The organism is Novosphingobium sp. KACC 22771, from assembly GCF_028736195.1.
Taxonomy (GTDB): domain Bacteria; phylum Pseudomonadota; class Alphaproteobacteria; order Sphingomonadales; family Sphingomonadaceae; genus Novosphingobium.
On record NZ_CP117882.1, the window covers coordinates 1,296,403 to 1,321,038 of the forward strand.

At 62.4% G+C, this 24,636-nt stretch carries 18 protein-coding genes and 1 pseudogene; 6 read left to right on the plus strand and 13 right to left on the minus strand.

Annotated elements, in window-relative coordinates; translation table 11 throughout:
* Nucleotides 1-15: 15 nt before the first annotated feature.
* The 3 genes from PQ467_RS22575 to PQ467_RS22585 all read right to left on the minus strand — a co-directional run bounded on the left by PQ467_RS22575 (nucleotide 16) and on the right by PQ467_RS22585 (nucleotide 5,487).
* A complete protein-coding gene (locus tag PQ467_RS22575) occupies nucleotides 16-522 on the minus strand; it encodes a DUF6644 family protein (protein ID WP_274176722.1) in 507 nt (168 codons plus the stop codon).
* A gap of 11 nt (nucleotides 523-533) precedes the next feature.
* Nucleotides 534-3,041: a TonB-dependent receptor plug domain-containing protein gene (locus PQ467_RS22580; RefSeq protein WP_274176723.1), complete on the minus strand. Its 2,508-nt coding sequence runs from the start codon at nucleotides 3,039-3,041 to the stop codon at nucleotides 534-536.
* Nucleotides 3,042-3,243: 202 nt separating this feature from the next.
* On the minus strand, nucleotides 3,244-5,487 hold the full coding sequence (locus PQ467_RS22585; RefSeq protein ID WP_274176724.1) for a TonB-dependent receptor: 2,244 nt from the start codon (nucleotides 5,485-5,487) through the stop codon (nucleotides 3,244-3,246).
* Nucleotides 5,488-5,721: 234 nt separating this feature from the next.
* Between PQ467_RS22585 and PQ467_RS22590 the strand changes: the two are divergent.
* Nucleotides 5,722-6,774: pseudogene (locus PQ467_RS22590) on the plus strand (NAD(P)H-dependent flavin oxidoreductase).
* On the opposite strand, the gene PQ467_RS22595 reads toward PQ467_RS22590, so the two are convergent.
* The 7 genes from PQ467_RS22595 to PQ467_RS22625 form a co-directional block, all read right to left on the minus strand.
* Nucleotides 6,771-7,805, minus strand: a complete 1,035-nt coding sequence (locus PQ467_RS22595) for a diguanylate cyclase domain-containing protein (RefSeq protein ID WP_274176725.1) — start codon at nucleotides 7,803-7,805, stop codon at nucleotides 6,771-6,773. The pseudogene PQ467_RS22590 and the gene PQ467_RS22595 overlap by 4 nt on opposite strands.
* A complete protein-coding gene (locus tag PQ467_RS22600) occupies nucleotides 7,802-8,818 on the minus strand; it encodes a chemotaxis response regulator protein-glutamate methylesterase (protein WP_274176726.1) in 1,017 nt (338 codons plus the stop codon). The genes PQ467_RS22595 and PQ467_RS22600 overlap by 4 nt, the downstream gene beginning before the upstream one ends.
* Nucleotides 8,815-11,049 (minus strand): hybrid sensor histidine kinase/response regulator, encoded by a 2,235-nt coding sequence (locus tag PQ467_RS22605; protein WP_274176727.1) that lies wholly within the window; start codon nucleotides 11,047-11,049, stop codon nucleotides 8,815-8,817. The genes PQ467_RS22600 and PQ467_RS22605 overlap by 4 nt, the downstream gene beginning before the upstream one ends.
* Complete coding sequence (locus PQ467_RS22610) at nucleotides 11,046-11,609, minus strand: chemotaxis protein CheW (RefSeq protein ID WP_274176728.1); 564 nt, start codon at nucleotides 11,607-11,609, stop codon at nucleotides 11,046-11,048. Before PQ467_RS22610 ends, PQ467_RS22605 begins: the two co-directional genes overlap by 4 nt.
* Before the next feature lie 86 nt (nucleotides 11,610-11,695).
* The gene (locus PQ467_RS22615) at nucleotides 11,696-12,937 is read right to left on the minus strand and encodes a CheR family methyltransferase (RefSeq protein ID WP_274176729.1); all 1,242 of its coding nucleotides are present in this window, start codon (nucleotides 12,935-12,937) and stop codon (nucleotides 11,696-11,698) included.
* Complete coding sequence (locus PQ467_RS22620; protein ID WP_274176730.1) at nucleotides 12,934-13,365, minus strand: chemotaxis protein CheW; 432 nt, start codon at nucleotides 13,363-13,365, stop codon at nucleotides 12,934-12,936. Before PQ467_RS22620 ends, PQ467_RS22615 begins: the two co-directional genes overlap by 4 nt.
* A 32-nt stretch (nucleotides 13,366-13,397) precedes the next feature.
* Nucleotides 13,398-14,978: a methyl-accepting chemotaxis protein gene (locus tag PQ467_RS22625; protein WP_274176731.1), complete on the minus strand. Its 1,581-nt coding sequence runs from the start codon at nucleotides 14,976-14,978 to the stop codon at nucleotides 13,398-13,400.
* Between the two features lie 261 nt (nucleotides 14,979-15,239).
* Here PQ467_RS22625 and PQ467_RS22630 point away from each other — a divergent pair, with 261 nt between their 5' ends.
* The 5 genes from PQ467_RS22630 (at nucleotide 15,240) to PQ467_RS22650 (ending at nucleotide 20,710) form a co-directional block, all read left to right on the plus strand.
* Entirely contained in the window at nucleotides 15,240-17,147 is a 1,908-nt protein-coding gene (locus PQ467_RS22630) for a putative bifunctional diguanylate cyclase/phosphodiesterase (protein WP_274176732.1), read from the plus strand.
* A 242-nt stretch (nucleotides 17,148-17,389) separates the two neighbouring features.
* On the plus strand, nucleotides 17,390-18,040 hold the full coding sequence (locus PQ467_RS22635; protein WP_443193041.1) for a CoA transferase subunit A: 651 nt from the start codon (nucleotides 17,390-17,392) through the stop codon (nucleotides 18,038-18,040).
* Nucleotides 18,040-18,684, plus strand: a complete 645-nt coding sequence (locus tag PQ467_RS22640) for a 3-oxoacid CoA-transferase subunit B (RefSeq protein ID WP_274176734.1) — start codon at nucleotides 18,040-18,042, stop codon at nucleotides 18,682-18,684. The genes PQ467_RS22635 and PQ467_RS22640 overlap by 1 nt, the downstream gene beginning before the upstream one ends.
* Complete coding sequence (pcaF, locus tag PQ467_RS22645) at nucleotides 18,681-19,883, plus strand: 3-oxoadipyl-CoA thiolase (RefSeq protein ID WP_274176735.1); 1,203 nt, start codon at nucleotides 18,681-18,683, stop codon at nucleotides 19,881-19,883. Before PQ467_RS22640 ends, pcaF begins: the two co-directional genes overlap by 4 nt.
* 56 nt (nucleotides 19,884-19,939) lie before the next feature.
* Nucleotides 19,940-20,710: an IclR family transcriptional regulator domain-containing protein gene (locus PQ467_RS22650; RefSeq protein WP_274176736.1), complete on the plus strand. Its 771-nt coding sequence runs from the start codon at nucleotides 19,940-19,942 to the stop codon at nucleotides 20,708-20,710.
* Nucleotides 20,711-20,759: 49 nt separating this feature from the next.
* Here PQ467_RS22650 and PQ467_RS22655 read toward each other — a convergent pair whose 3' ends face one another.
* The 3 genes from PQ467_RS22655 to PQ467_RS22665 form a co-directional block, all read right to left on the minus strand.
* Nucleotides 20,760-21,803: a ParB/RepB/Spo0J family partition protein gene (locus tag PQ467_RS22655; protein WP_274176737.1), complete on the minus strand. Its 1,044-nt coding sequence runs from the start codon at nucleotides 21,801-21,803 to the stop codon at nucleotides 20,760-20,762.
* Nucleotides 21,804-21,847: 44 nt separating this feature from the next.
* Complete coding sequence (locus PQ467_RS22660; RefSeq protein WP_274176738.1) at nucleotides 21,848-23,050, minus strand: AAA family ATPase; 1,203 nt, start codon at nucleotides 23,048-23,050, stop codon at nucleotides 21,848-21,850.
* Nucleotides 23,051-23,232: 182 nt separating this feature from the next.
* Nucleotides 23,233-24,348, minus strand: a complete 1,116-nt coding sequence (locus tag PQ467_RS22665) for a replication initiation protein (protein ID WP_274177290.1) — start codon at nucleotides 24,346-24,348, stop codon at nucleotides 23,233-23,235.
* Nucleotides 24,349-24,636 lie beyond the last annotated feature (288 nt).

The following is a 24,636-nucleotide window of genomic DNA, read 5'->3' on the forward strand; positions in this document are numbered from 1 at the left end:
TCGAAAACAGAAGGATCAGGCAGGCGCCCCGGCCCATCCATCGGCATAGGCAATCCAGCGCCCGGCATAGATCACGCCCAGCCAGACCAGCAGCGTGGCCACCGCCAGCACTTTTTGCGCCGGATGCACCGTCACGCCGCCCGTGTTGAAGCGCAGCGCCAGCGGCCCTTGCGCCCAGGTGCCCAGCGAGGCCGCCGTGGCCAGCGCCAGCTTGACCCAGAAAACCGTGCGGAAGATCGCGCGGGTCGGCTCGCTGGCGATCAGCAGCAGGCCGGTAAACGCGAGCACGCCCAGCGCCCCCCACAGGATCGGCAGGAATCGCGCGGCCACCTGCGCCTGCGCCACATCGCGCTCCAGCAGGTTCAGTGCGCGCAGATGGATATGCAGCGAGGCGATCAGCACCCCCGCCACGGCCAGAATATGCACCACCTGAATGGCTGGAACTAGCCAGTCATGACCGGTGACCACCGCCGAAAGCGAGGTCGCCCCCAGCCATGCGGCAAAATCGACGAGAAGGGACATGCCGGATCCTTTTAGAATTTGACGCCGAGGCGGGCGTAATAAAAACCGCCGCTCAGGCCAAAGGGGGCGAAATTGCCGTAAAGGCCCGACCCGTCCGAGGCGACGATGCCGTTCTTGTCCGGATAGACATCGAACAGATTGTTGGCCCCCGCCGCCAGCGACACGCGGCGCGAGAGGTCATAGCCGACCTCCAGATCGGTGATGACCTTGGCGCCGAAAGTGCGGTCACCCGAAGCGACATTGCTGCTCTCGGTATATTGGCCATAGCGCGTGGCGCGCAGCAATGTGTGCAGGCGACCCCAGCTCCAGTCGCCGGTCAGCACGACCTTGCTGCGCGGGGTGGCGACCAGCAGGTCGCGCTGGGCCTGACGGCCGAACAACGTGACCGACAGGCCCGAGAGCGCGGCGGGGTTGGCGGCGATACGGCGGATCTGCGTCTCGTTATAGCTATAGGCCGCGCTCAGGCGGAAATTGCCGATGGTCGCGGTGCGCCAGTTATATTCGCCCACCACATCGACGCCGCGCGTGCGCGTATCAATAGCGTTGGTGAAGAATTGTGCGCTGTCCACCCCGGTGATGCCATTGGCGACCAGGATCGCCTTGATCGCGCTGCCGCCATTGGCCGCCGTGCCGAGGAATTCGGTTTTGACGATGCGGTTGTCGACGTCGATCTGATAGGCATCAACCGTCAGCCGCGCCCCGCCTCGTTCAAAGGTCAGGCCGGCGGTAAAGTTCAGCGACTTTTCCGGCCGCAAGGGCGTGGCGCCAAGGGCAATCGCCGCCGCGCTGTCCACCGGCAGGAATTTCGAGGTGGTGGAAAGGCGGTTGTTGCCATTGACCGTGACGGTGTTCTGCGTGGTGGAAAAGGCGGTCTGAGCCAGAGACGGCGCACGAAAGCCGGTGTTCACCCCGCCGCGCAGCGCCAGGCCGGGGGCGATTTCATAGCGGGTGGAGAATTTGCCCGAAACGGTATCGCCCGCGCTGTCGGTATAATGTTCAAACCGGCCCGCAACGCCAACATACCACGCCTTGATGATATTGGTGGACAGATCGACATAGGCGGCAACATTGCCCCGGCTGATGGAGCGCGCATCCGCAGGCGAGGTCCCGGTAAAGGACACCAGCCCCGGCGAGGGCGAACGGCCGCCGTAAAGCGTGCCAAAGGGCGTGCTATCGGCCGGGATGATATAGCCGCCGTCGCGATAGGAATCGGGTTCGCCCGCCTGATTTTCAAAACGTTCCCAGCGCTGCTCGACGCCCACCGCCACCGACAGAGGCGCGGCCAGACCGACCGCAAAATCGCGGCTCAGATCAAGGTTGCTTACCCACAGCGTCTGCTTCTGGCGGCCCATGAAAAAGCCGGTCTTGCTGCTCGGCCCCAGCGAGGGGTTGAGCGTGTTTTCCGCGCCCAGTTTTACATTGTCCGTACCATAGCTGGTCGAGAGATCCGCCGCCCATCCGGCAATCTCGCCCTTTACGCCCAAGGTTGCCTGATAATCCCATTCCCAGATCCGGCGATAGGCCTGAAAACCGGCGGGAAAGATCTGGGGCAAGGAGGAAACGCCCAGCGTGTTGACCTGTCCGCCATAGCCGGTGGCGGCAGGGAAAATCGAGCCGCGCGCGTCCTTGATGTCGCGATAGGACAGGGTTGAGAACGTATAGGCCGTGACCCCGCCCAGCGGCAGTTCGGCGTTGATCGAGGTGTTGATGATCTTGTCGCGGTTCGACCGGCCATAGCCGCCCGCGATCAGATGGTTGGCACTGGCCTCGCGCGGATCGGGCGCGCCATTGATCAGCGGATAGATGGTGGGAACCGGCAGGGCCGAGCTTTTGGCCGCATCGTGATATTTGCCCTCAGCGGACAAGTGGGCAAAGCCGCCATCGCCAAGACCCGTCCCCCACGAGACGGTCTGCTGCAACAGCGCGCCGCCCTTTTCATAAAGCTGCCCTGCGGTCTGGGTGAATTCGCCGCCTTGTTTGCTGCTGTCGAGGATGATGTTGATGACGCCCGAAATCGCGTCCGAGCCATACTGCGCCGCCGCGCCATCGCGCAACACCTCGATCCGGCCAACGCCTGCGGTGGAGATGAGGTCGATGTCCACCGGGGTCGATCCGCCCGATACGCGCGAGAGATTGTTGATGAGCGAGGTCGTATGGCGGCGTTTGCCATTGACCAGCACCAGCAGATAATCGCCCGAAAGGCCACGGATCGAGATCGGGCGCACGCTGGCCGAGGTGCCGCCCCCGCCCAGCGCGGGCATGGTCAGCGAGGGGATCAGATTGCCCAGAATTTCCTTCAGGCCCGTGCGGCCCGTGGCCTTCAACTCCTGTGGGCCAATCACATCAATCGGAACCGGGCTGTCGGCCACGGTGCGGCGCGGGGCGCTGCGCGTGCCGGTGACGATGATCGGCGTGCCCAAATCGGCGGCCTCCGGCGCGGCCTCTTCGGCATGGGCGGCCAGCGGGAGGCCCAAAGCCGCCCCGGCCAGCACTATCGACAGGGAAGAAATATTTCGCATGAAAACCCCCAAGGAATCTGGAGGCCAGCGATAGCGGCAGCGCGTCGCCGTGTTTAACAAGGATTTGGAATTTTCGTTGATGAAATCAGATATTTAGATTTCTCAATTTGCTTATTGGCAATGCTCAACCTTCGCCGGGCGAAAACCGCTCAGGCGCCCCATGCCCAAGACACAGGGCGCCAACGATCAGAACGCTTTGACTTCAGAAATTCTTGGTCAAGGTGATGTTGAAGGTGCGCGGTTCGTTATAGGCGAGGTAGTAATAGGGATATTGCCCGGCATTGCTGGGCGCATAGCCGCCGAATTGGGCGCGGCGCAGGTTGAACAGGTTGCGCACATTGGCGCCGATGCTCCAGTTGCCTCCCCCAATCGCGGAATCGTCGGCGGCAAAGTTGATCGTGCCGTTCACATAGGTCTGCGAACGGACCTGCAATTGCGGCGTGTTATAGAGATCGGCATAGCGGCTGCTTTCATATTGCACATCGCCTCCGATCCGCAGCGCACCGGGCAGATCGACCGGTACGCGGTAATTGACCGAGGCCCCGAATTGCCAGCGCGGCGCATAGGGAAAGTCCAGCCCGACCAGCGTGGTCCGCCCCGCAACATTGGCGGGCAGGGTGGCGGTAAAGGTGCGGTATTTGGTTTTCAGATAGGCCGCGCTGCCGGTGATGGTCAGATTGTCGGTGGGGGCCAGCGTCAGTTCCGCCTCGCCGCCCCAACTGGCCGCCTTGCCTGCGTTGATCAACTGGTTGGTCACCACGCCCAGCGCCGCCGTGCTGGTGGCGCGGACCTGGAAATCGGAAATGTCATTGTAGTAAGCGGCCAGATTGAAGGTCGCCTTGCCCCCGAACAGGCGGGTTTTCAGGCCCGTTTCATAGGTCGTGGTGATCTGGGGCAAATAGGGCGTGACCGAGCCGATGGCCGTGACCGAGCGCAGGTCATAGCCCCCGCTCTTGAAACCCTGAGACCATGAAACATACTGAAAAATCGCCTTGTTCCAGTCATATTGCAGCCCCAGCTTGGGCGTGAAGCGACTGAAACGCTTAGGCGTCGCCGTCACTTCAAAGGAGGTGAGCGAGGAGGAGGCGCTGGTTCCGGTGGGATATTTGACGAAGAAGGCATCAGGATCGTAATTCCACTCCTGCGGGTCATGCAGGCCCCAACTGCGCCCGGTCTGGCCTATATTGCGGAATTTGCGCAATTCGGTAGTCCAGCGCCCGCCAACCGTCGCGGTCAGCCGGTCGGTCAGATGGATGTTGGCCTGTCCGAACAGCGCCCATGCAGTGGTGCTCAGCCAATTGTTGGTGTGAGTGACGGTGCCGACATTATCGACCGGCGCGCCCGCCGACTGGCTCAGGCGATGGTTGTGAAACCCTTCCGAGAAATAATAGAGGCCCGCGACGAAATTCCAGTGGTCGAATTCGCCGTTCAGATTCAATTCCTGCGTGAACTGATGCTGCCAGAACTGTGCGAGACTGTCGCCCTTGATCGCGGTCACGCCGTCATTGTCATAATAGATCGGCCCGTGCAGTCCGCGATAGGCCGTCACCGATTTCACCGTGAACTGCCGGTTGATCTCCCATTGCACCGTACCCGATCCGCCATAGGACGTGGTGCGGTTATAGGGCAGCGTGGAGGACCATGTCAGGTCCGGGTTGGTGGGATTGCCGGTGTTCGGGATGCCGTCGGGCTGGTTGACCGGAGTGTAATAGCTCTGCGTGGCGCGGTCGAACATCGCATCGCCCGCCAGCGTGATCGTCAGCCCCGGCGCGGGCTTGCTCTGCAATTTGCCGCGCAGCACGGTCAGATCCGTGTCATTGACATCGCGGCCCAGCGGCACCGAATGCTGCCAACCCCGGCGCGTATGGCGGATCACGGTCAGCGCGCCGTTGAGCTTGTCATCATCAAGGATCGCGCCATTGATCCGCGCTTTCAGATCAACATTGCGAAACGAGCCCAGCGTGGCGCTGAAACTGGCCGAGGGTTTGGCGGTGGGGTCTTTGGTGATGAAGCGGATCGCGCCCGCGCTGGAATTGCGGCCATAGAGCGTACCCTGCGGCCCGCGCAGCACCTCGACTCGCTCCAGATCGGGTGTGTCGTAAAGCGAGCCGACCGTGCGCGCCAGATAGACGTCATCAATATAGACCGCCACGGCGGGTTCGGGATAGGTGTCGGTCTCGCCAATGCCGCGGATCGAATATTGCTGGGTGGTCTGGGCGGTGGAGCGTTTGGGCGCCAACAGGCCGGGTACGCGCCCGCCCGACAGGTCGCGGAAGGTTGAAATCTTCAACTGCTCGATGGCATCGCCGCCGATCGCGGTCACGGCGATGGGCGTGCGCTGCAAAGGTTCGGCGCGTTTCTGCGCGGTGACAACAATATAGCCCACCCCGCCGCCGTCAGCATTGGCAGGCGTTTCGGCGGCCCATGCAGGATAGGCCAGAACCATGGCGACAATTCCACCAAACGGCAGAAAAGCATGATCAGTCAGTCGAGGGAACGCCATATCAACTCCGAAAATTTCAGTATTTCGCGTGATGGCGGGTAACCCAGACCCATGATTTACATTAACGAGGATTGCTAAAACGGATCGATTAATGGAAATATGATTTTATTTGTTATTGATATTTGGCACCCTCAACCACCCCTTTAACCCCGCTCCCGACCGGACCATAAACGCGCCATGGACCTGCTCTCTCGCCTCGGCCTGTCGATCCCGCTTGTTCAGGCGCCCATGGCAGGCGTTTCCACGCCGGACATGGCGGCGGCGGTGTGCAACGCCGGGGCGCTTGGCTCAATTGGCGTGGGGGCCACCGATGCGGCGGGCGCACGCGCGATGATTCATGCCTTGCGGGCACGAACCGGGGCGGCGTTCAACGTCAACCTGTTTGTCCATGAGACGCCCCGGCCCGATCCGGCGCGCGAGGCGGCGTGGCTCGATACGCTGGCTCCGCTGTTTGCCGAATTTGCTGCGCCGGTGCCGCCCTCCTTACGGATCATCTATCGCAGCTTTGCCGATGATCCCGATATGCTCGCGATGCTGCTGGCCGAAAGGCCCCCGGTGGTCAGCTTTCATTTCGGCCTGCCCTCGCCCGATGTGCTGGCGGCGCTGCGCGAGGCGGGATGCCTGCTGATGGCCAGCGCGACCAACCCGGCCGAAGCCGCGATCATCGAGCGCGCCGGGATCGACGTGATCGTGGCGCAGGGGATCGAGGCGGGCGGCCATCGCGGCATGTTCGATCCCGACGCGCCCGACAGCGCACTGGGCACTTTCGCCCTCACCCGGCTGCTGGTGCGCCAGACACGTCTGCCGGTGATTGCGGCGGGGGGCATCATGGATGGCGCGGGGGTGCGGGCGGCGCTCGATCTGGGCGCGGCGGCGGCGCAATTGGGCACCGCCTTCATCGCCTGCCCCGAATCCAGCGCGGATGATGCCTATCGCGCCGCGCTGATGAGCCAAGCCGCGCATCACACGCGTTTCACCTCGGCCATTTCCGGACGACCGGCGCGGTGCCTGGCCAATCGCTTTTCCACGCTGGACCATGACGCGCGCCCGGCGGCCTATCCGATCGCCTATGACGCGGGCAAAGCGCTGAACGCGGCGGCGAGGCGAAAGGGCTAGCATGGCTTTGGCGCGCAATGGGCCGGGCAAGGCGCACCGCTGGCCCGCGCCATGCCGGCGGCGCAATTGGTCGAGACGATACGCCGGGAAATGAAGGCTGCCCTTGACGCCTAGCTCTGGCTGCAGTCAATCACCGCGCGATTGCGGCCTTGGCGTTTGGCCTCGTACAGCGCCTTGTCCGCCGCCTCCATCAGGGTCAGTCGCCGATCCTCGCGGTCAGGCTGGCATCCCGCGCCGCCCACGCTGATCGTCACGCGATCCGACACGGGCGAGGAGGAATGGCCCAGATTCAACGCCTCGACCGCCTCGACCGCGCGCTGGGCCAGCATGGGCAGATCGGCCACCGGGGTTGCGGGCAGCACGACAACAAATTCCTCGCCGCCAAGCCGCACCACCAGATCCTTGGGGCGCCGAAACGCGGTCTGCACCGTTTGCGCCACCTTGCGAAGTACCTCGTCACCGGCCAGATGGCCGTACGTGTCGTTGAATTGTTTGAAATGGTCTATATCAATGATAAGAAGGGATAAAGGCGACCTGTCGCGCGCCGCCTGACGCCATTCGGTTTCGAAATATTCGTCGAAATAGCGCCGATTGCTCAGCCCCGTCAGCCCATCAACATTGGTCAGCCTTTGCAGCGCGAAATTGGCCTGCATCAGCTCCTGCTGGCTCTTGCGCAGCGCGCGATAAGCCTCGTCACGCTGAATCTGCGAAAGATAGGCCGCCGAGTGATAGCGGATGCGGGCAATCAACTCGATCCGGTCGGGCAATTTGACCAGATAGTCATTGGCCCCCGCGCGAAAGGCATCGCTTTTGACGCTGGCCTCTTCCTTGGTCGACAACACAATGATCGGTGTGTTGCGCGTATGCCAATCGGCCCGATACTGACGCACCAGATCCAGCCCGTTGACCGACGGCATGACCAGATCCTGCAGGATCACCGTGGGCTGAACCTTGCGGGCAATGGCCAGAGCGTCAAGCGGGTTCGAACAATAGTGGAACTCGATCCCCACCTCGTCCAGCAGCGCGCGGCGCACCGCCTCGCCCACCATGATCTGATCATCGACCAGCAGAACCATGATCGACTGATCGGGCAAAGGCGCGCCGGGATCGCCAAAATCGGGATCGACCGAGACCTGCGCGTTCATTCTGGTAATCCTTTCGTCGAGAGCCTCAGGCCGGGAAGTTCAAGCAACCGGCGCGAAATCTGGTCAAGGGGCAACACCTCGCGCGCCGCGTCCAATTGAAACGCAGCCTTGGGCATACCGTATACCGCGCTGGAGTCCTTATCCTGCGCAAAGGTTAAATGACCTTTGTCGCGCAAATCCTTTAATCCGCGCGCGCCATCCGCGCCCATGCCGGTCAACAGGATACCCGTCAGCGCGCCGGGCCAGAATTGTCCGGCGCTGCGAAAGAAAACGTCGATGGACGGGCGATAGGTGTGATCGGCAGGTTCGCTGGAATAACCCAGCCTTTCGGCGGATTTGAACACCAGATGCTCGTCGGTTCCGGCCACCAGCACTTCGCCGGGGCGCACACGGTCGCCCTCCTGCGCCAGACGCACACAGAGCGCCGATTGATCGTTGAGCCATTGCGCCAGCCCTTGCGCGAAACGGGCATCGACATGCTGGACAATGACGATCCCGGCGGGAAATGCGGCCGGTAGTGCCTTGAGAATCGTGGCCAGCGCCGCCGGGCCGCCCGCCGAGGCGCCAATCGTCACCAATTGTCCGGCAGGCATGCGTCTGGGCGCGGGCGCAATGCCGTCCGCCTCGATCAGGCGACCCACCGCCTCGATCTTGGTCAGCAAGGGGTGCTTGCCCGCCAGCGGCGCACCATGCAGCAAGGGCGTATCCACCGCATCCAACGCGCCCTTGCCCATCGCGGCAAAGACCTGCGCAGCGTTGCTCTCAATATCCGATGTCACCACCAGAATGGCGCAAGGGGCCTCGGCCATAATGCGGCGCGTGGCCTCCACCCCGTTCATGCGCGGCATGACCAGATCCATCAGGATAATGTCGGGCCGGTCGCGCAGCGCCATGTCCACCGCCTCGATCCCATCGGCGGCGGTCCATGCCACCTGATGCTGGGGCGCCTGCGCCAGCACCCGGCGCAAAGCCTCAACCGCCAGCGGCATATCATTGACGATACCAATTCTCATGCCGCGCTCTCCCCGATCAAATCTATCACGGCATCGATCAAAGCGTCATTCTGGAAACTACCTTTGGTGAGGTAATAATCGGCCCCCACTTCCAGCCCCCGCAACCGGTCTTCCTCGCGGTCCTTATAGGACAGGATCATCACCGGCAGCGCTTTCAACGCGGGATCATGGCGGATGCGGCGCACCAGTTCGATCCCGTCCATGCGCGGCATGTCAATATCGCTGACCACCAGATCAAAGCCGCCATGGCGCAGCGCGTTCCAACCGTCCATGCCATCGACGGCGACTTCGACCTCATAACCGTGATGGTCGAGCAGTTTGCGCTGCAATTCGCGCACGGTGAAGGAATCGTCCACCACCAGCACCCGCTTGCGCCGCGCCGCCGCCTCGACCCCGATTTCGCGCCCGACCGGGGCCAGACGGTCGGTTGCCGCCAGCTTTTCCAGCGAGCGCAGCATATCCTCGACATCCACGATCAACAGCGGCGCGCCATCCTCGGTCAGCGAGGCGGCGCTGATATCCTTGATCTTGCCCAGACGCGGGTCAAGCGGCTGCACCACCAGCTCGCGCCCGCCGGTAAAACCATCGACCACCAGCGCAAACATCTGCTCGCCCGCGCCCAGCAGCACGGCGCACAATTCTTCCGGCACGCCATCGGGCGGCGCGCAGCCCAAGACCTGATGCGCGCCGACCAGCCCGACGGCCTGTCCATCGATCAGGATATGCTGGCGCCCTTCAACCGTGCGGACCTGATCGGCGCGCAGCTTCATCGCACCGGCAATATGGGCGAAGGGAAAGGCATAAGGCTCGCCCCCGATATCGACCAGCAGCGCGCGCACCACCGAGAGCGTCAGCGGCAATTCCAGCCGAAACCGCGTGCCCTCGCCATGGCGCGATATGATCCGCACGCGCCCGCGCACTTGCCGGATCATCTCCTGGACAATGTCCAGCCCGACGCCGCGCCCCGAAATCTCGGTGACGTCGCTTTTCATCGTAAAGCCGGGCAGGAACAGGAATTCAAGCAATTCGGCCTCGCTCAGCCGCACCGCGGTGTCGGGCGCGGCCAGACCGCGTGCGATGACCGCGCGGCGGATCGCCTCCGGGTCAATGCCGCGCCCATCGTCCGAAACGTTGATCTGCAAGGCGCCCGCCTGATGGCTGGCCTCAAGGCGCACAAAGCCTTCTGCAGGCTTGCCCGCCGCAAGACGCTCCTCCGGGCTTTCCATGCCATGGTCCAACGCGTTGCGCAGCAAATGGCCCAGCGGCGCGTCCAGCTTTTCCAGAATGTCGCGGTCAACCTGCGTGCGCTCGCCCAGCACTTCAAAGCGGACTTGCTTGCCCAATTCGCGGGCAATGTCGCGCACCATGCGGGGAAAGGCGGTCATGGCATCGGCAAAAGGCCGCATCCGCACCATCAACGCCTGATTATACAGGCGATGCGCCAGATTCGTGGTGCGATGGTTCGACGCTTCAAGCTCATCCATCCCGCCTGCCAATTGCCGGCGGCAATCAAACAGCCGCCGCCGCGCTTCCTCCAAGGCGGCGGTGGCGCGCTCGTCGAGCAGGTCTGCGGGCAGCGCAGCCTTGAGGGCATCGATCGCGGCGCTCGCCTGATGCTGCATCCGTTTCAGGCGCAGCAAAGATTGCTCCAGCGGGGCCAATCGCCGGGTTTCGACCAAGGATTCCCCGGCCATATCAAGCAGGCGGTTGAGATTTTCCGCACTGACCCGCAAGGCGCGATCCGCCTCGCCCGGTTTTTCCAGAGCCGTTTTTTCCGTTGCTGCGGGCACTGGAGGCAAAGGCGGCATCGCGGCGGCTTCGCAAGGCACGGGCGCGGACGACAGCGCGGCGGCAAAGCGTTCCGCATCCCCCTGCCAGATATCCTCGTCAAACCCGTTCTCGCCCTCGCCCTGCCCGGCCAGCGCGCTGAGCAGATCGACCCCGCTCAGCAGCAGGTCAATCTGGGCAGGGGCCAGCACCACCCCGCCGCCCTGCGCCAGAACAAACAGATCCTCCATCGCATGGGCCACGGTGACCGCCGGTTGAATGCCGACGATCCGCGCCGCGCCTTTGAGGGAATGAGCCGCCCGCATGCAGCATTCGAGCATGTCGGATTGAGCCGGGTCCTTTTCCAGCGCCAGCAGGGCTTGGGTCAGCGCCTTGGTCTGCTCCTCGGCCTCGATCCGGAACAGATCGCGCAGCGAGAGCGAGGCTGGATCAACATGCTTCATGCCAAAAAGCGCTCCAATGCGGCAAAGACCAGCTCTTCGTCGAGCCGCCCGACCTGCGCCCCCTGCCAGCCCAGCAGGCCGCGTGTGTAGGCCGATGCGGAACGGGCCAGCGTGACCGGCACCGGACGCAAAGCGCGCGGGTCGTGGTTGCGCAAATGCTGCACCTCGTCCACCGGAAAGGCCAGGCGGCGGCCATCATGGCGCACCACCACCAGACGCCCATGGTCACCCACCGCCATCGGCCCCACCAGAAGCTGGGCCATGGACATACAGATCACCAGTTCGCCGCGCACATTGACCAGCCCCATCAGCCCCGGATGCCCCCGATGCGGCAGGCTGTGCACCGTGCGCAGGCGCAATATCTCGTCAAGCACCAGTGTCGGCAGGGCAAACCATTCCGCACCCAGCCGAAAGACCATCACCGATTCGCCGGTGCCATGCTGTTCATCCGCCGTCGCCACCGGCGAGGCGTCGTGATCAACCGGCAGATCGCGGTCGAGCAGCATCGCGGCGGCCTGCGAAAACCGGGGGCAATTGCGGCAATGCGAATGGCGCGGCAATTCAGGACATGATTTATCCCCTTGAATACCGATCCTTTTCCAGCATGCCTCAATATCGGGCCCGCAGGCGGAAGAATGCTGCCCCATCAGTTCCTCCGATCATCGCGGCGGCGCATCCGCTGGTCGATCAAGCTGGCCCCCGCGTGGTCGCCCTCGCGCCGCAGCAACAGCGCAAGATGGCCCAGCGCCTCATCATTGACGGGATCGAGATAGAGCACCTTGCGGTAATAATGGGCCGCCGCCTTGCCCTGCCCTGCGGCATCGCTGATCAGGCCCAGCAGGAGCAGTGCATCGGGCGAGGCGCCATGTTCGCGAAGATGGGCCTGCGCGCCGCGCTCGGCCTCCTCCAGGCGGCCATCATCGGCCATCCGGCGCAAGGCCGCCAAATCGAGCGAGGGCGCCTCGCGCCGCATCAAGGCGGGACGCGACCTGACCGGGCGTTCGAGTACGCGCAGCGGCGTGGCGCGCTTGACGGTCATGGGGAGCAAGGCCGCCTTGGCCGGTGTTGCAACCTTGGGAGGGGCAGACGCAATGTCGGGCGCCCGGCGAAAGGCAAAGGACATGGCCATACCCGCCGACACGAAACCCTCTGCCCGCATCAGCCCCGCTTCGGAATGGCCGACAAACAGCGTGCCATCGGGGGCAAGCAGCCGCCGCAGCACGGCGATCGCCTGTTTCTGACGCGGTATATCAAAATATATCAACATATTGCGGCAGAAGATGACATCAAAGACGCCCGCCTGCGCCATAAAGCCGGGGGCAAAGATATTGCCCTGCGCAAAACGCACCGGGCCGCGAACCTCCTCGCGCAGGGTCCAGCCATGCCCGTCCGCGTCGAAATAGCGGTCGCGAAAGGCCAATTCATGGCCGCGAAACGAATTGCGGCCATAGCGGCCTGCGCGCGCGAAATCGATGGCGTGCTGGCTGATATCCACCGCCTCGATGGTGAAACGATGCGGCGCAATCCCGCCATCCATCAGCGCCATGGCCATCGTATAGGCCTCCTCCCCCGTGGAACAGGGCAGGCTGAGCAGGCGGGCGCAACCTTGCGGATCGGCGCGCAGGCGCGGGCCCAGCACATCGCCCTCCATCGCGCGAAACGCCTGCGGATTGCGGAAAAACCACGTTTCGGGGACAACCACCGCTTCGACCAATTGCTGCACCTCGGCGCTGGAGGATTGCAGCAGCGCCCAATAGGCATCGGCATCGCAGACGCCTGCAGCGCGGCGGCGGGCGTCAACCGCGCGTTCAATCGCGCCCGGCCCGATGGAGGCCGCACTCAGCCCCATCACCCGTTCGAGCAGTTCGGCAAAGCGGCCCTCGCTCATGACCCATCCGCCACGTAAAGGGGAGCGAGGCGCAGCATGGCAGGCGGCAGCAGATCGGGCAGATCAACCCGCTGGATCAGCCCGTCCGGCCCGGCGGCAAAGGGGGTGAAATCCTCCGGTTCAAGCCGCAGCATGGTGGTGGCATTTTCCGCGATCATGCCCAGCAAGGCCTCGGGCGCCCCAGGATGCCGAACGATAATGATCCGCGTGGAGAGCCGCCGCCGCGCCGGGCGGCCAAGGTCGAGTTGGCAAAGATCGATAACGGGCACGAATTGCCCACGATATTCAAAGGTTTGATCGGTCGGCAAGGCGACCGTGTCCGGCCCGCTGCGGATCTTGTGCAAGGGCGCCAGGGGCACGATCTCGACAATCCGCTCGGCCGCCAGCGCATAATTGCTCTCACCAATGCGGAAATGAAGAAAAAGCATGAGCCGCCAATCCTGTCGCTACGCGCCCCTCATCATGCCGCCGTCAGCTTGAAACGGGCGATGCTGCCGTGCAGGTTGGTCGAGACATGGTTGAGTTCCTCGATGGCCGATGTCGATTGGCGCAGGGATTCCACCGTCTGCTGGGTCGCCTCGCTCAATTGCACCAGCGCTTCGCTGATCTGTTCGGCGCCGGTGGCCTGGGTCTGCATGCCCTCGTTCACGCTTTCAAAGCGGGGCGCAAGGGCCTGCACCTGCATGATGATTTCGGAGAATTTGTCGCCAATGGCATGCACATCATGCAGGCCCCGGCGCACTTCCTCGGAGAATTTGTCCATGCCCATCACGCTGGCCGAAACGGCCGACTGGATGTCCTTGACCATCTGTTCAATGTCATAGGTGGCCACGGCCGTCTGATCGGCAAGGCGGCGGATTTCGGAGGAAACGACGGCAAAGCCGCGCCCATATTCGCCCGCCTTTTCCGCCTCGATCGCGGCATTGAGCGAGAGCAGATTGGTCTGATCGGCAACCTTGGTGATGGTGGTCACCACCTGATTGATATCGCCTGCTTTTTCGTTCAGAACTGCCAGCTTGGCATTGATCGAATTGGCCGCTTCCATCACCTGCGCCATCGTGTCTTCCATCTCGGCCAGCCCGCTGCGCCCGCCAGAGGCCAGCGCGGCGGCGGCCTCGGAAACAGCGGCCACATCGGTCATGGTGCGCACCAGTTCCTTGGACGTGACGGCAATCTCGCGCGAGGTGGCGCCGATCTGGGTGGTGGTGGCCGCCACTTCGGCGGCGGTGGCCTGCTGCTGCTTCGACGTGGCGGCGATCTCGGTCATCGATGTGCTGACGCGGATGCCCGAACGCTGCACCTGCCCGACCAGCTCCATCACCTCATCGGCCATACGGTTGAAACCTTCGCTCAAATCGCCCAATTCATCATCGCGCATGATCGGCATGCGCTGGGTAAAATCGCCCTGACGCATCGTGTCCATCAGGCCGGTCAGGCGCTTGAGCGGCGGCATGATGGCCGAGAGCAGCAGATAGCCGGCAAGCAGAGCCACGGCCAGCGCGGTCAGAAAGCCGACTGTCATGGAATTCTGCAGAGATACGATCTGCCCCCCGATATCGCCGATCCTCTCGACGGCGCGCTTCTGATTGCCCTGCGCCAGCGCGCCGGTATCGTCATAGGCGGCCTTGTACCGCGCGGTCAGGACATCGACCTGTCCCCTACCGGCATAGGCATCCTGTTCGGCGCTGCGATAGGCGGCATAATCGCGCTTGAAACGGGCAAACGCTTCGCGGTCGCTATCGGTAAAGATTGTCGGCTCATAGGCCGCGATCATCGGTTCAACCGAGGAAGGCAGGGTGCCTGCTTGGCTGGCGGCTTTGGCCTGACCGGCGGCCTCGCGCGCCTTAAGAAAATCGGCCACCAACGCATCCTTGAGCATTGCGCTTTGGTAAAGCCCGGCCACCGCATCGCTGTTAAGCGCACCGGCGTGCTCCTCGACCTGGGCCAACCGCGAATGGGCATAGAGGCCAACCACGAGGATAGTGAGGATAATCCCGGCAAAACCGGCCAAAATCAGGGTGCGAATATTCAACTTGACCATGATCACCCTCTTTTCGCGCAAACGCAGACCCGGCGCTGGATGAAACCGAAGGGCTGCGAAAAGCTTTCGCCTTTCATGGTCGCCCAAAATCATCCGGGTCCGGCCCCAGCATATATGCATGGCTAAACCCCATTTTGGTTAAATTAGGCTTAAAGCGCCGCCTCAATGGGTTGAATCCGGGGGCTGCGCGAAGGAAATGATTAATCTCGACGGGCCTATGATCCCGTAGCGCCTGACGCCAAACCGTAGAGAGGAAACGGGGTGATCGATCTGCGGCTGACAACGCTGGAACACATCGCGCGCGGTGACTCGCTGGGCCGGGTGATGGACCATTTATGCCGGGCGTTTGAAGCCAATTTTCCCGAGGTTATCTGCGCGGTCCTGATGGTGGACCGGGGCGGGATACTGCATCCCCTCGCCTCGCCCAGCCTGCCTGAAAGCTACAGCGCCGCGCTCGACAATCTGGCCATCGGGCCCAATGTCGGCTCCTGCGGCACAGCGGCCTATATTCGTGCGCCGGTTGAGGTGCGCGATATTGCCACCGACCCGCGCTGGGCCAATTTCCGTGATGCGGCGCTGTCGCTGGGCCTGCGGGCTTGCTGGTCCTCGCCCATTCTTGATCCTTCGGGCCTCGTGCTGGCCACATTCGCGCTCTATTTCCGCCACAGTCGCGGGCCGACACAGGGCGAGCGGCAATTGGTGGATATCTGCATCCATCTTTGCGAACTGGCCATGGCGCGGCATCTGCGCGTGACCGAGCGCGAGCGCAGCGCCAATATGGATGCGCTCACCGGCCTGCCCAATCGCGGCAGTTTTGAACAGACGCTGGAACATCTCGATTGCGAAACGCCGGGTTCATGGGCGCTGATGCTGGTTGATCTCGACAATCTGAAAACCACCAATGACACGTTTGGCCATGAGGCGGGCGACCGGTTGCTGCAGGAAACCGCCGGACGATTGGGCAAATTGGCGACGCCGGACTGGGCCTTTCGGATCGGCGGCGATGAATTCGCGATCCTGATCGTCGCGCCCGAACGGTTGGAGGCGCTCGATGCCTATGCCCGCCATATTCTGACGCATCTGAGCCCGAGTCTGGATTTCGCCACCTTCTCCATTCAGCCCGAAGCAACCATCGGCTATGCCGCCTTTGGCGCGCAGGATCGCAATGCGGACGATACCAGACGCCATGCAGATCATGCGCTTTATCACGCCAAATCGGTGCATCGCGGCAGTTTTCGCGGCTATTCGCAGGATATGAACGACCCGGTAGCCGCGCGCCTGTCCTCGATCTCGGCGGTTCAGGCCGCGATGGCCGAGGGTCGTTTGCGGGCATGGTATCAGCCCATCTTGCGGCTGAATGATCGCCGGATCGTCGGGCTGGAAGCTCTGTGCCGCATGGTCACGCCCCAAGGCACCGTCCTGCCCGCCAGCGCCTTTGCCGAGGCCACCTTGGCCCCGGGCATCGCCAGCCAATTAACCCGCGTCATGCTGGAAATGGTGGCGGCCGACCTGCGCCTGTGGCGCGACAGCGGGATTCCTCCCATTTCAATGGCGGTGAACGTTACGGCGACCGACCTGCGCGGTGGGCGTCTTTTGCCCGCCATTACCCAGGCTTTTCAAGAGGATCGTGATCTCATCAGCCAATTGGTGCTCGAGGTGAATGAAAGCGTCTATTTTGACCGCCACGACCGCAATATGGCCGTGGCCATCGACGCGCTGCGCGAACAAGGCATCCGCATTGCGCTGGATGATTTCGGCACCGGCTTTGCTTCGCTCACGCATCTGCTCGATTTCCCCTTCGACAGCCTCAAAATCGACAAATCCTTTATCGACCGGCTGACGGTCGATGATCTGAGCAGCACGATCATTGCCGCCTTGCTGGCCATTGCCGACAAGCGGGGCGCGACCGTCACCGCCGAGGGGATCGAACATGCCGGACAGGCCGCAAGGCTGAGCGAGATGGGTTGTCCATTTGGTCAAGGCTATCTCTTTTCTCCCGCGGTCGATCGCACGCAAACGGCAGGGCTGCTGATCCGGCACGCCGCCAGCGGTCCCATCAGCGCCCCTATGCCGCTGGCCGACACGAATGGCCTCCCGGCCCTCGGCGCGCAGGACAGCGTTATCGCGCCGGACGTTCCCCTCGTAGATGGCGCCAGGACGGCGTTTTAGCGCGTTCCTGCGCATTCGCGCAGCAATTCCCCCACATCCTCCTTCTGCCTCTCTAAACGGCTCAGAGAGGCCTTTCTTGTGCGCGGCGTCCTTTCGCGAGTTTGACCGAAGGCGGGGAATCGTTTAAGAAACGAATATCGTTCTTAATGTCCGATTATCGTTCATATTCGAAAGGAAGCAAGGTGGCCGGAAAGATATTTCCCTCCCCTGCGGCGGCTTTGGAGGGCCTGCTGTTTGACGGGATGACAATCATGTCGGGGGGCTTCGGCCTTTCCGGCAATCCAGAGAGCCTGATCCCGCAGATCCGCGCCAGCGGCGTGCGCAATCTGACGGTGATCTCGAACAATGCCGGGGCCGATGGCTTTGGCCTGTGGATGCTGCTGGAAAGCCGCCAGATCCGCAAAATGATCTCCTCTTATGTGGGTGAGAACAAATTGTTCGAGCAGCAATATTTGAGCGGCGAACTGGAACTGGAATTGACCCCGCAGGGCACGCTGGCCGAGCGCATTCGGGCGGGCGGCGCGGGCATCCCGGCTTTCTACACCAGGACCGGCGTCGGCACCGTGGTGGCCGAGGGCAAGCCGACCGAATTTTTCGAAGGGCAGGAATATGTCCGCGAAACATGGCTGCGTGCCGATGTCTCGATCATCAAGGCCTGGCGGGCCGATCCGGCGGGCAATCTGATGTTCAACAAGACCGCCCGCAATTTCAACCCGAACATGGCCACCGCGGGTCGCGTCACGGTGGTGGAGGTCGAGGAAATCGTGCCGGAGGGAACCTTCGACCCCGATTGCATCCATACGCCGGGCATCTTCATCGATCGCATCGTACTTTCCACCATCAATGAAAAGCGCATCGAAAAACTGACCACCCGTAAGAAGGAGGCCGAGTAATGGCTTGGACTCGCGATGAAATGGCGGCGCGTGCGGCAAAGGAACTGCGCGACGGTTATTATGTCAATCTCGGCATCGGCATCCCGACCTTGGTGGCCAATTATGTGCCGGAGGGCATCACCGTCACGCTGCAATCGGAAAACGGGATGCTGGGCATCGGCCCCTTCCCCTATGAAGGCGAGGCAGACCCCGACCTGATCAATGCGGGCAAGCAGACCGTGACGGCGCTTCCAACCAGCAGTTTCTTCTCCAGCGCCGACAGTTTCGCGATGATCCGGGGTGGGCATATCGACATGGCCGTGCTGGGCGCGATGGAGGTGGCCGCCAATGGCGATCTGGCCAACTGGACCATTCCGGGCAAGATGGTGAAGGGCATGGGCGGGGCGATGGACCTTGTCGCCGGGGTCAAGCGCATCGTCGTGGTGATGGACCACTGCGCCAAGAACGGCAGCCCCAAGATCCTGCCGCAATGCACCTTGCCCCTGACCGGGCGGGGCGTGGTGGATCTCATCATCACCGATCTGGCCGTGATCGCAGTGGACAAGCAGGCAGGCGTGCTGACGCTAGTGGAATGCGCAACGGGGGTTTCTGTCGATGACGTGGTGGCCAGAACTGGCGCAGCTTTGAAGGTAAATGTATCATGAATCAGGCTTTTATCTGTGATGCGATCCGCACGCCCATCGGGCGGCTGAACGGTTCGCTTTCCACCATTCGCGCCGATGATCTGGCCGCGATTCCTTTGCGCACGCTTATGCTGCGCAACATGGGTGTGGATTGGGGCGCGGTGGATGACATTATCCTGGGCTGCGCCAATCAGGCGGGCGAGGACAATCGCAATCTGGCGCGGATGGCCGGGCTGCTTTCGGGCCTGCCCAAGGAAGTGCCCGGCACGACGGTCAACCGCCTGTGCGGATCGGGCCTCAATGCGGTGGGCATGGCCGCGCAGGCGATCCGCAGCGGCGACGCTGACCTTATCCTTGCGGGCGGCGCGGAAAGCATGACCCGCGCGCCCTATGTGCTGGGCAAGGCGGGCAGCGCCTTTGGTCGCGATCAGAAGATCGAGGACACGACGCTGGGGTGGCGGTTTATCAATCCGGCGATGAAGGCGACATGGGGCGTCGACACCATGCCCCAGACGGCAGAAAATGTCGCCGCCGAATGGGGTGTTTCGCGCGAAGATCAGGACGCCTTCGCCTTCGCGAGCCAACAAAAATGCGCCGCTGCGCAGGCCAATGGCCGTCTGGCAGCGGAGATCGTGTCGGTGGAAATCCCGCAAAAGAAGGGGGAACCTCTTGTTTTTGCGGCAGATGAGCACCCGCGCACGACCACGCTGGAGGCTTTGGCCCGTTTGAAACCCGTGGTGCAGGCCGATGGGACAATCACGGCGGGCAATGCCAGCGGCTTGAACGATGGCGCCGCCGCGATGATCATCGCCAGCGAAGAAGCTGCGAAGAAACACGGCTTGACCCCGCGCGCCCGCGTGCTGGCCATGGCCAGCGCCGGTGTTGCGCCCCGCGTGATGGGCATCGGCCCGGTGGAGGCGGCCAAGCGTCTGTTTGCGCGCACTGGCTTGGGCATGGCGAATATGGATGTCATTGAACTCAATGAAGCCTTTGCCGCCCAGGGGATCGCCACTTTACGCGATCTGGGCGTCGAAATGACCGATCCGCGCGTCAATCCCAATGGAGGGGCGATCGCCCTGGGCCATCCTTTGGGCATGTCGGGCGCGCGTATCACGATGAGCGCGGTCGAGGAATTGCAGCGCAACGGCGGGCGCTATGCCCTCGCTTTCATGTGCGTTGGCGTCGGGCAAGGCATTGCGGCCATTGTCGAGCGGGTCTGAACCTCGACAGAATGGGCGGGGGCTGTCATAGGCCTCCGCCTAAAGGAGAGGCGCGCATGAGCCAGTCAGACCCCGATTTCATGCAATCTCTGGCCCGCGGCCTGATGGTGATGGAGGCCTTTGTCGATTTGGGCCCCGATCAATCCATCGCCAGCCTTGCCCGCCATACCGGCCTGCCGCGCGGGGTGGTGGCGCGTTGCCTGCATACGCTGGTGATGACAGGCTATATCGCTCAGGATGAGAGATCTTTTTCGGTGCGGCCCAAGGTTTTGGGGCTGGCACGGGCCTATCTCTCGGACCGCTCGCTTTCGGCCATTGCCCAGCCTTTGCTGGAAAACCTGCGCGATCGGCTTGGGGAATCCTGTTCTCTTGGGGTGCTGGATGGGGGAGACGTGCTGTACGTTGCACGTGCCTCGCAAAGCCGGATCATGGCGATCAGTCTGCATGTCGGCAGTCGTTTGCCGGCGTGGTGTACATCGATGGGGCGGATTTTGCTCTCGGCGTTACCGATTGAACAGCGCGATGCTTTGCTGCCCCCTGCCCCCCTGCCCCAGCGAACACCCCATACGGTCGCTTCGCTTGAGGAATTGCGCAACATGCTTGACGGAATTGCGCGAGATGGCGTGGCCATTGTCGATCAGGAACTGGAGGTCGGGCTGCGCTCGATCGCTGTGCCAGTGCGCAATGCCAAGGGTCAGGTGATCGCGGCGCTCAATGTCGGCGTCCACGCGATGGAGCATAGTGTCGAGCATTTGCGCTCGAATATCGCCCCTGCCCTGATGGAAACGGCGCGCATGATCGGGCTGGCCAGCGCGTCCGGGCTGTGAATTGGTCCCGGAATGGCCTGCCCTTGGGCCATTCCGGGCATTTTGCCACTTAATCTTCCCAATAACGGTCCAGCAGATCGCGCAGCGCGGTCTCAACCTCGGCTTTACTGCCGCCTTCCTTGGGAAACAGGGTCAGGCTGATGCTCTTGCGATCCCGGCCTTCGATCCGCAGCAAAGGCGTACCCTCCCCGTTTCGCAGGATAATCTGGTCCGATCCTGACTTCTTGGGGGCCTTTACGAGCGCCGTTTTCTTGCGCGCCTCGGCCTCGCGGTTGGCCACAGCGCCAAAACAGCGGATGATGTCGGGGACCGTTGCGGGCAGATCCTCCTCACCCATACGCCGGCCATCGCGAATACGCCGCGCTTCGGCCAGAACAGCAGCGCGGCAATCATCTTCCTTGAGCAGCGGCTTGATCGAGCCGATATGCGAAATCTTGAGCTCAAACGGATCGGCAAACGAGCTCAGAATATCAGCAGGCAGGCGCGCCAGATCGAGATAGCGGCTCAGCCACGCCTCGGACTGGTTCAAACGCTTGGCCATGTCCTTTTGGCGGCCGTTATAATAGAGGTCCAGCGCCTGAAGATAATCGCGCGCTCGTTCGATATCGCTCAAATCCTCACGCGCGCGGTTTTCCAGATCCGAAACGCGGAAGGCCTGCTCATCGGTCAGGTCGCGAATTTCCACCAGATAGCGGATTTCCGGGTGGTTGTTGGCGCGCAGCCATTTGACGCACCAATGGCGCCGCGCCCCGCAAATGACCTCGTAATCATAGTTCGGGTCATTGTGGACGCGCCGGACAATGGCGGGCACTTCCTGCTTGCCCTGCGCCAGAATGCTCTCGATCAGGTCCGAGCAGCGCGTTTCATTGAGTGCGGCATAATCGCGATTGTGCCGGATCCAGATACGGCAGCGGTCGGGATCGACCAGTTCCTGCGGATTGTTGACGACCGAGCCCGACGCCAGTTCGGCAAGCCGGTTGTTGCGCCCCGAAAGCACGCCAACGCCAAGCCGCGACGGACGACTGTTTGCATCAGCGCCCGGTTCGACAACCGAGACCAGATCGGCCATGAAGCTCTTGTTTTTCGAGCTCATTTACTCATCCCCTTCACAAATTGCAGGGCTGCAATTTTGGCGCATCACGCCAATCCTTCCTTGCGCAGACGGGCCAGATGGCTGGGCCATGTGCGGCGAATGTCCACCTCGATTTCCCCGCAAACCCCGTCCAGATAGGTCAGGCAGCGGTCACGCACCTGCTTGCTGGTCATAGGGCCGGAGAGCTCATAAACCGTCATCAGACGCGCCGTGGCATTGTCGATTTCGGCCGAATCCTTAAGCGGTGTGCGGATCATCGCATTGCCGTAAAGCTGGCGCATCAGTTCGAGCAGACCGCGCTGCATCGACTTGTTTTCATCGACCTTGGAAGCGACGAAACGCAGGAAAGCCAGCTGCGGCGCCAGATCATATTGCTGAAGATCCTGGATCGTTTCATCCAGCATCGCCAGAAATGCCGCGGTCGACGAAAAATCCATCACCGTCGGCGGCACGGGCACCACCAGCGCATTGGCCGCGCGCAGCACCGAGAGCGAAATCGCGCCAAGCGCCGGGGGCGGATCGAGGATCACCACATCATAGAGGTCCTGCACCGACTGGATGCCCTGCGAAAGGCGGTTGAGCAAAGCCCCCTGCCCTCGCGCCATTCGGGCCGCCAATTCATATTCGGACTGAAACAGACGCAGGTTGGCCGGGATCAGGTCGAGCCCGTCAAAATGGGTTTTGCGGATCGCATATTCCAGCGTCGCGCGCTCCCCCTCGCGCAGAAAGGGATAGAGCGTGTCATCCTCGCCCAGATCGAGATCAGGGACATAACCAAACAGCGTGGTTGCCGAAGCCTGACTGTCGCAGTCGATCAGCAGCACGCGGTAGCCATGGATCGCCAGATATTGCGCAAGGTGAACCGAGAGCGTCGATTTGCCCACACCGCCCTTAAAATTCTGGACCGCCAGAATGGAGCAGGGGTCTTCCGGCGCGCGCCAGGGGCGGGTGCCGAAGGTCCCGCGCATGTCATTCAGCTGCGCCAGCGTATAGCCGAGACGGCGGTTGTTTTCGCCGCGTGGCGGTGCTTCAAGGCGGCCATCGCTCTCCGCTTCGCGAATCGCGGCGGTGGTGCGACCGACCAATTCGGCAGCCTTGCCGATGGGAAAGGAGGGCTCGCGCCTTTCTTCGGCGCGCATATCGCGCGCAGAGGAGCGGAGTTTTTCCAGAACTGAGGAAGAGCGATCCGCCAATGAGGCAACATCGAGCGTTTCTTCCATGCGAACTTCGTCAAGCGCGGAAGCCATGTGTGCTCCTTTCGAAAGTTAAATGGCACCTGCCCGATTTTCACTTTTCCGTCAAGCATCCCGCATAATTCGCAAAGGCGGATTTCCGGGGGTTATGAAGTGAAAATGGGGAGGGCTATCCTGACCGCGTGGGGGCGGTTTTGAGGGACACCGGCCGTAAATTGCAGGGCTGCAATCGCCCTTCAGGGCCGCCCGCGCCGCGCGAGGAATGCCTCGCAAAATCCGCGCCACGATTTTTCCAGTTTGGCGCCGCGCAGCGAGCCCAACCGATCGCCCATCTGCTGGCGGTAGGCATCGGCAATCAGATCCATGTCCCAGCCGCCGCCATAGCGCAACGCGACATCACGAAACGCACCTTCAGCCGTACCATAGCGCAGCGAGCCGTCGGGGAATTTTTCCCATGGGGTTGAAGGCGCTGCGGCAATCCGCTTGGGCCGAGCTGCGGCAGGGGAGATGGCGGGGGCAGGGGGCGCAAGGACCGTTGGCACCGCAAGGCGATCAACCTCGCCCTCACGCCGCGCCTTGCGACCGGAGGAATGCCGCTCAAGCTCATCGACCGTCTGGATCTGCGCGGGAGCGTCCTTGGGCACAAAGCGAAACTCGACCTCGGCCACCGCCCGCCCGCGCCGGATCTCTTTCCACTCCAGATTGTAATGCGCCAGCTGGTCAATCTCGGATTGCGCTACGGTCAGGACTTTGCGCCGCAACTGGGCAAAATCGCCATATTTATCAGGATCAATGCCGAGCGCCGCGCGCAGCCCGAGAATATCCACCCGCCAGATCGGCTGACGACGGTGCAACCGCAATGCGCCTTCCTCATAAAGCTTGAGCGCGTAAGCCGAGCGGAAACCCAGGACAGCCTGACGGTTCATCACCGAATAGGTCTGCGATTCCTGAATGAGGCGGCGCGCATCCGGCGTAAAGCGCCACTCGATCCAGCCGGTTTCCTTGTCGCCCTCCTCGACTTCTTCCCACGAGGATTCGATCAGGCTGAAACGTTTGGTTGCCTTGCGCCCGCGCCACGACCTGTCGTCTTCGGCAAATAGGGTGCGGTGCAATTCCTCAAGCATATCAACGATACGCTCATTGCCCTTATGCCCGCGGCGAATATCGGCCTTGCGCAATTTATGCGACGTGTCGCGCCAGGCATCCCCGCCTGCGGTCAGGATCATCAAAGCGAGCAAACGCGATGCCGTCAGGCTAAGCGACTGTCCCTTGACGAAGCGGACTTCAACCAGTTTACCCGGCTTGGCAAATTCATCGCCGCCCTTGCGCGCCAGTGTCGCAGCCACGCGCATGGCGCGCGCCGAGCCGCCCGCTTCCTCGATGTCATTGTCTTCGACGCCATACGAGCCGGCGCGATGATCCTCGACAATGTCCAGTTGCATTTCCTCAGCCATGAATCGGCGCCCTTGTTTGCCTGATTGATGCCTGACCTGACCAGCCGGGTCAAGTCAGGTCAGATCAGCCCCCAAGAGGACAGGATAGACCCAGGAGCACCACAATAGACTGGAGTAAACCCGTTCTCCGAGTCGCATTCGCCAACAAAGATTGGCGCAAAAGCAACCGGAAATGTTAGATGGAGG

Coding starts and splice junctions, on each gene's coding strand:
- PQ467_RS22575 (WP_274176722.1), bottom strand. CDS start 522: ATGTCCCTTCTCGTCGATTTTGCCGCATGGCTGGGGGCGACCTCGCTT.
- PQ467_RS22580 (WP_274176723.1), bottom strand. CDS start 3,041: ATGCGAAATATTTCTTCCCTGTCGATAGTGCTGGCCGGGGCGGCTTTG.
- PQ467_RS22585 (WP_274176724.1), bottom strand. CDS start 5,487: ATGGTTCTGGCCTATCCTGCATGGGCCGCCGAAACGCCTGCCAATGCT.
- PQ467_RS22595 (WP_274176725.1), bottom strand. CDS start 7,805: ATGAACGCGCAGGTCTCGGTCGATCCCGATTTTGGCGATCCCGGCGCG.
- PQ467_RS22600 (WP_274176726.1), bottom strand. CDS start 8,818: ATGAGAATTGGTATCGTCAATGATATGCCGCTGGCGGTTGAGGCTTTG.
- PQ467_RS22605 (WP_274176727.1), bottom strand. CDS start 11,049: ATGAAGCATGTTGATCCAGCCTCGCTCTCGCTGCGCGATCTGTTCCGG.
- PQ467_RS22615 (WP_274176729.1), bottom strand. CDS start 12,937: ATGAGCGAGGGCCGCTTTGCCGAACTGCTCGAACGGGTGATGGGGCTG.
- PQ467_RS22620 (WP_274176730.1), bottom strand. CDS start 13,365: ATGCTTTTTCTTCATTTCCGCATTGGTGAGAGCAATTATGCGCTGGCG.
- PQ467_RS22625 (WP_274176731.1), bottom strand. CDS start 14,978: ATGGTCAAGTTGAATATTCGCACCCTGATTTTGGCCGGTTTTGCCGGG.
- PQ467_RS22635 (WP_443193041.1), top strand. CDS start 17,390: ATGACAATCATGTCGGGGGGCTTCGGCCTTTCCGGCAATCCAGAGAGC.
- PQ467_RS22640 (WP_274176734.1), top strand. CDS start 18,040: ATGGCTTGGACTCGCGATGAAATGGCGGCGCGTGCGGCAAAGGAACTG.
- pcaF (WP_274176735.1), top strand. CDS start 18,681: ATGAATCAGGCTTTTATCTGTGATGCGATCCGCACGCCCATCGGGCGG.
- PQ467_RS22650 (WP_274176736.1), top strand. CDS start 19,940: ATGAGCCAGTCAGACCCCGATTTCATGCAATCTCTGGCCCGCGGCCTG.
- PQ467_RS22655 (WP_274176737.1), bottom strand. CDS start 21,803: ATGAGCTCGAAAAACAAGAGCTTCATGGCCGATCTGGTCTCGGTTGTC.
- PQ467_RS22660 (WP_274176738.1), bottom strand. CDS start 23,050: ATGGCTTCCGCGCTTGACGAAGTTCGCATGGAAGAAACGCTCGATGTT.
- PQ467_RS22665 (WP_274177290.1), bottom strand. CDS start 24,348: ATGCGCGTGGCTGCGACACTGGCGCGCAAGGGCGGCGATGAATTTGCC.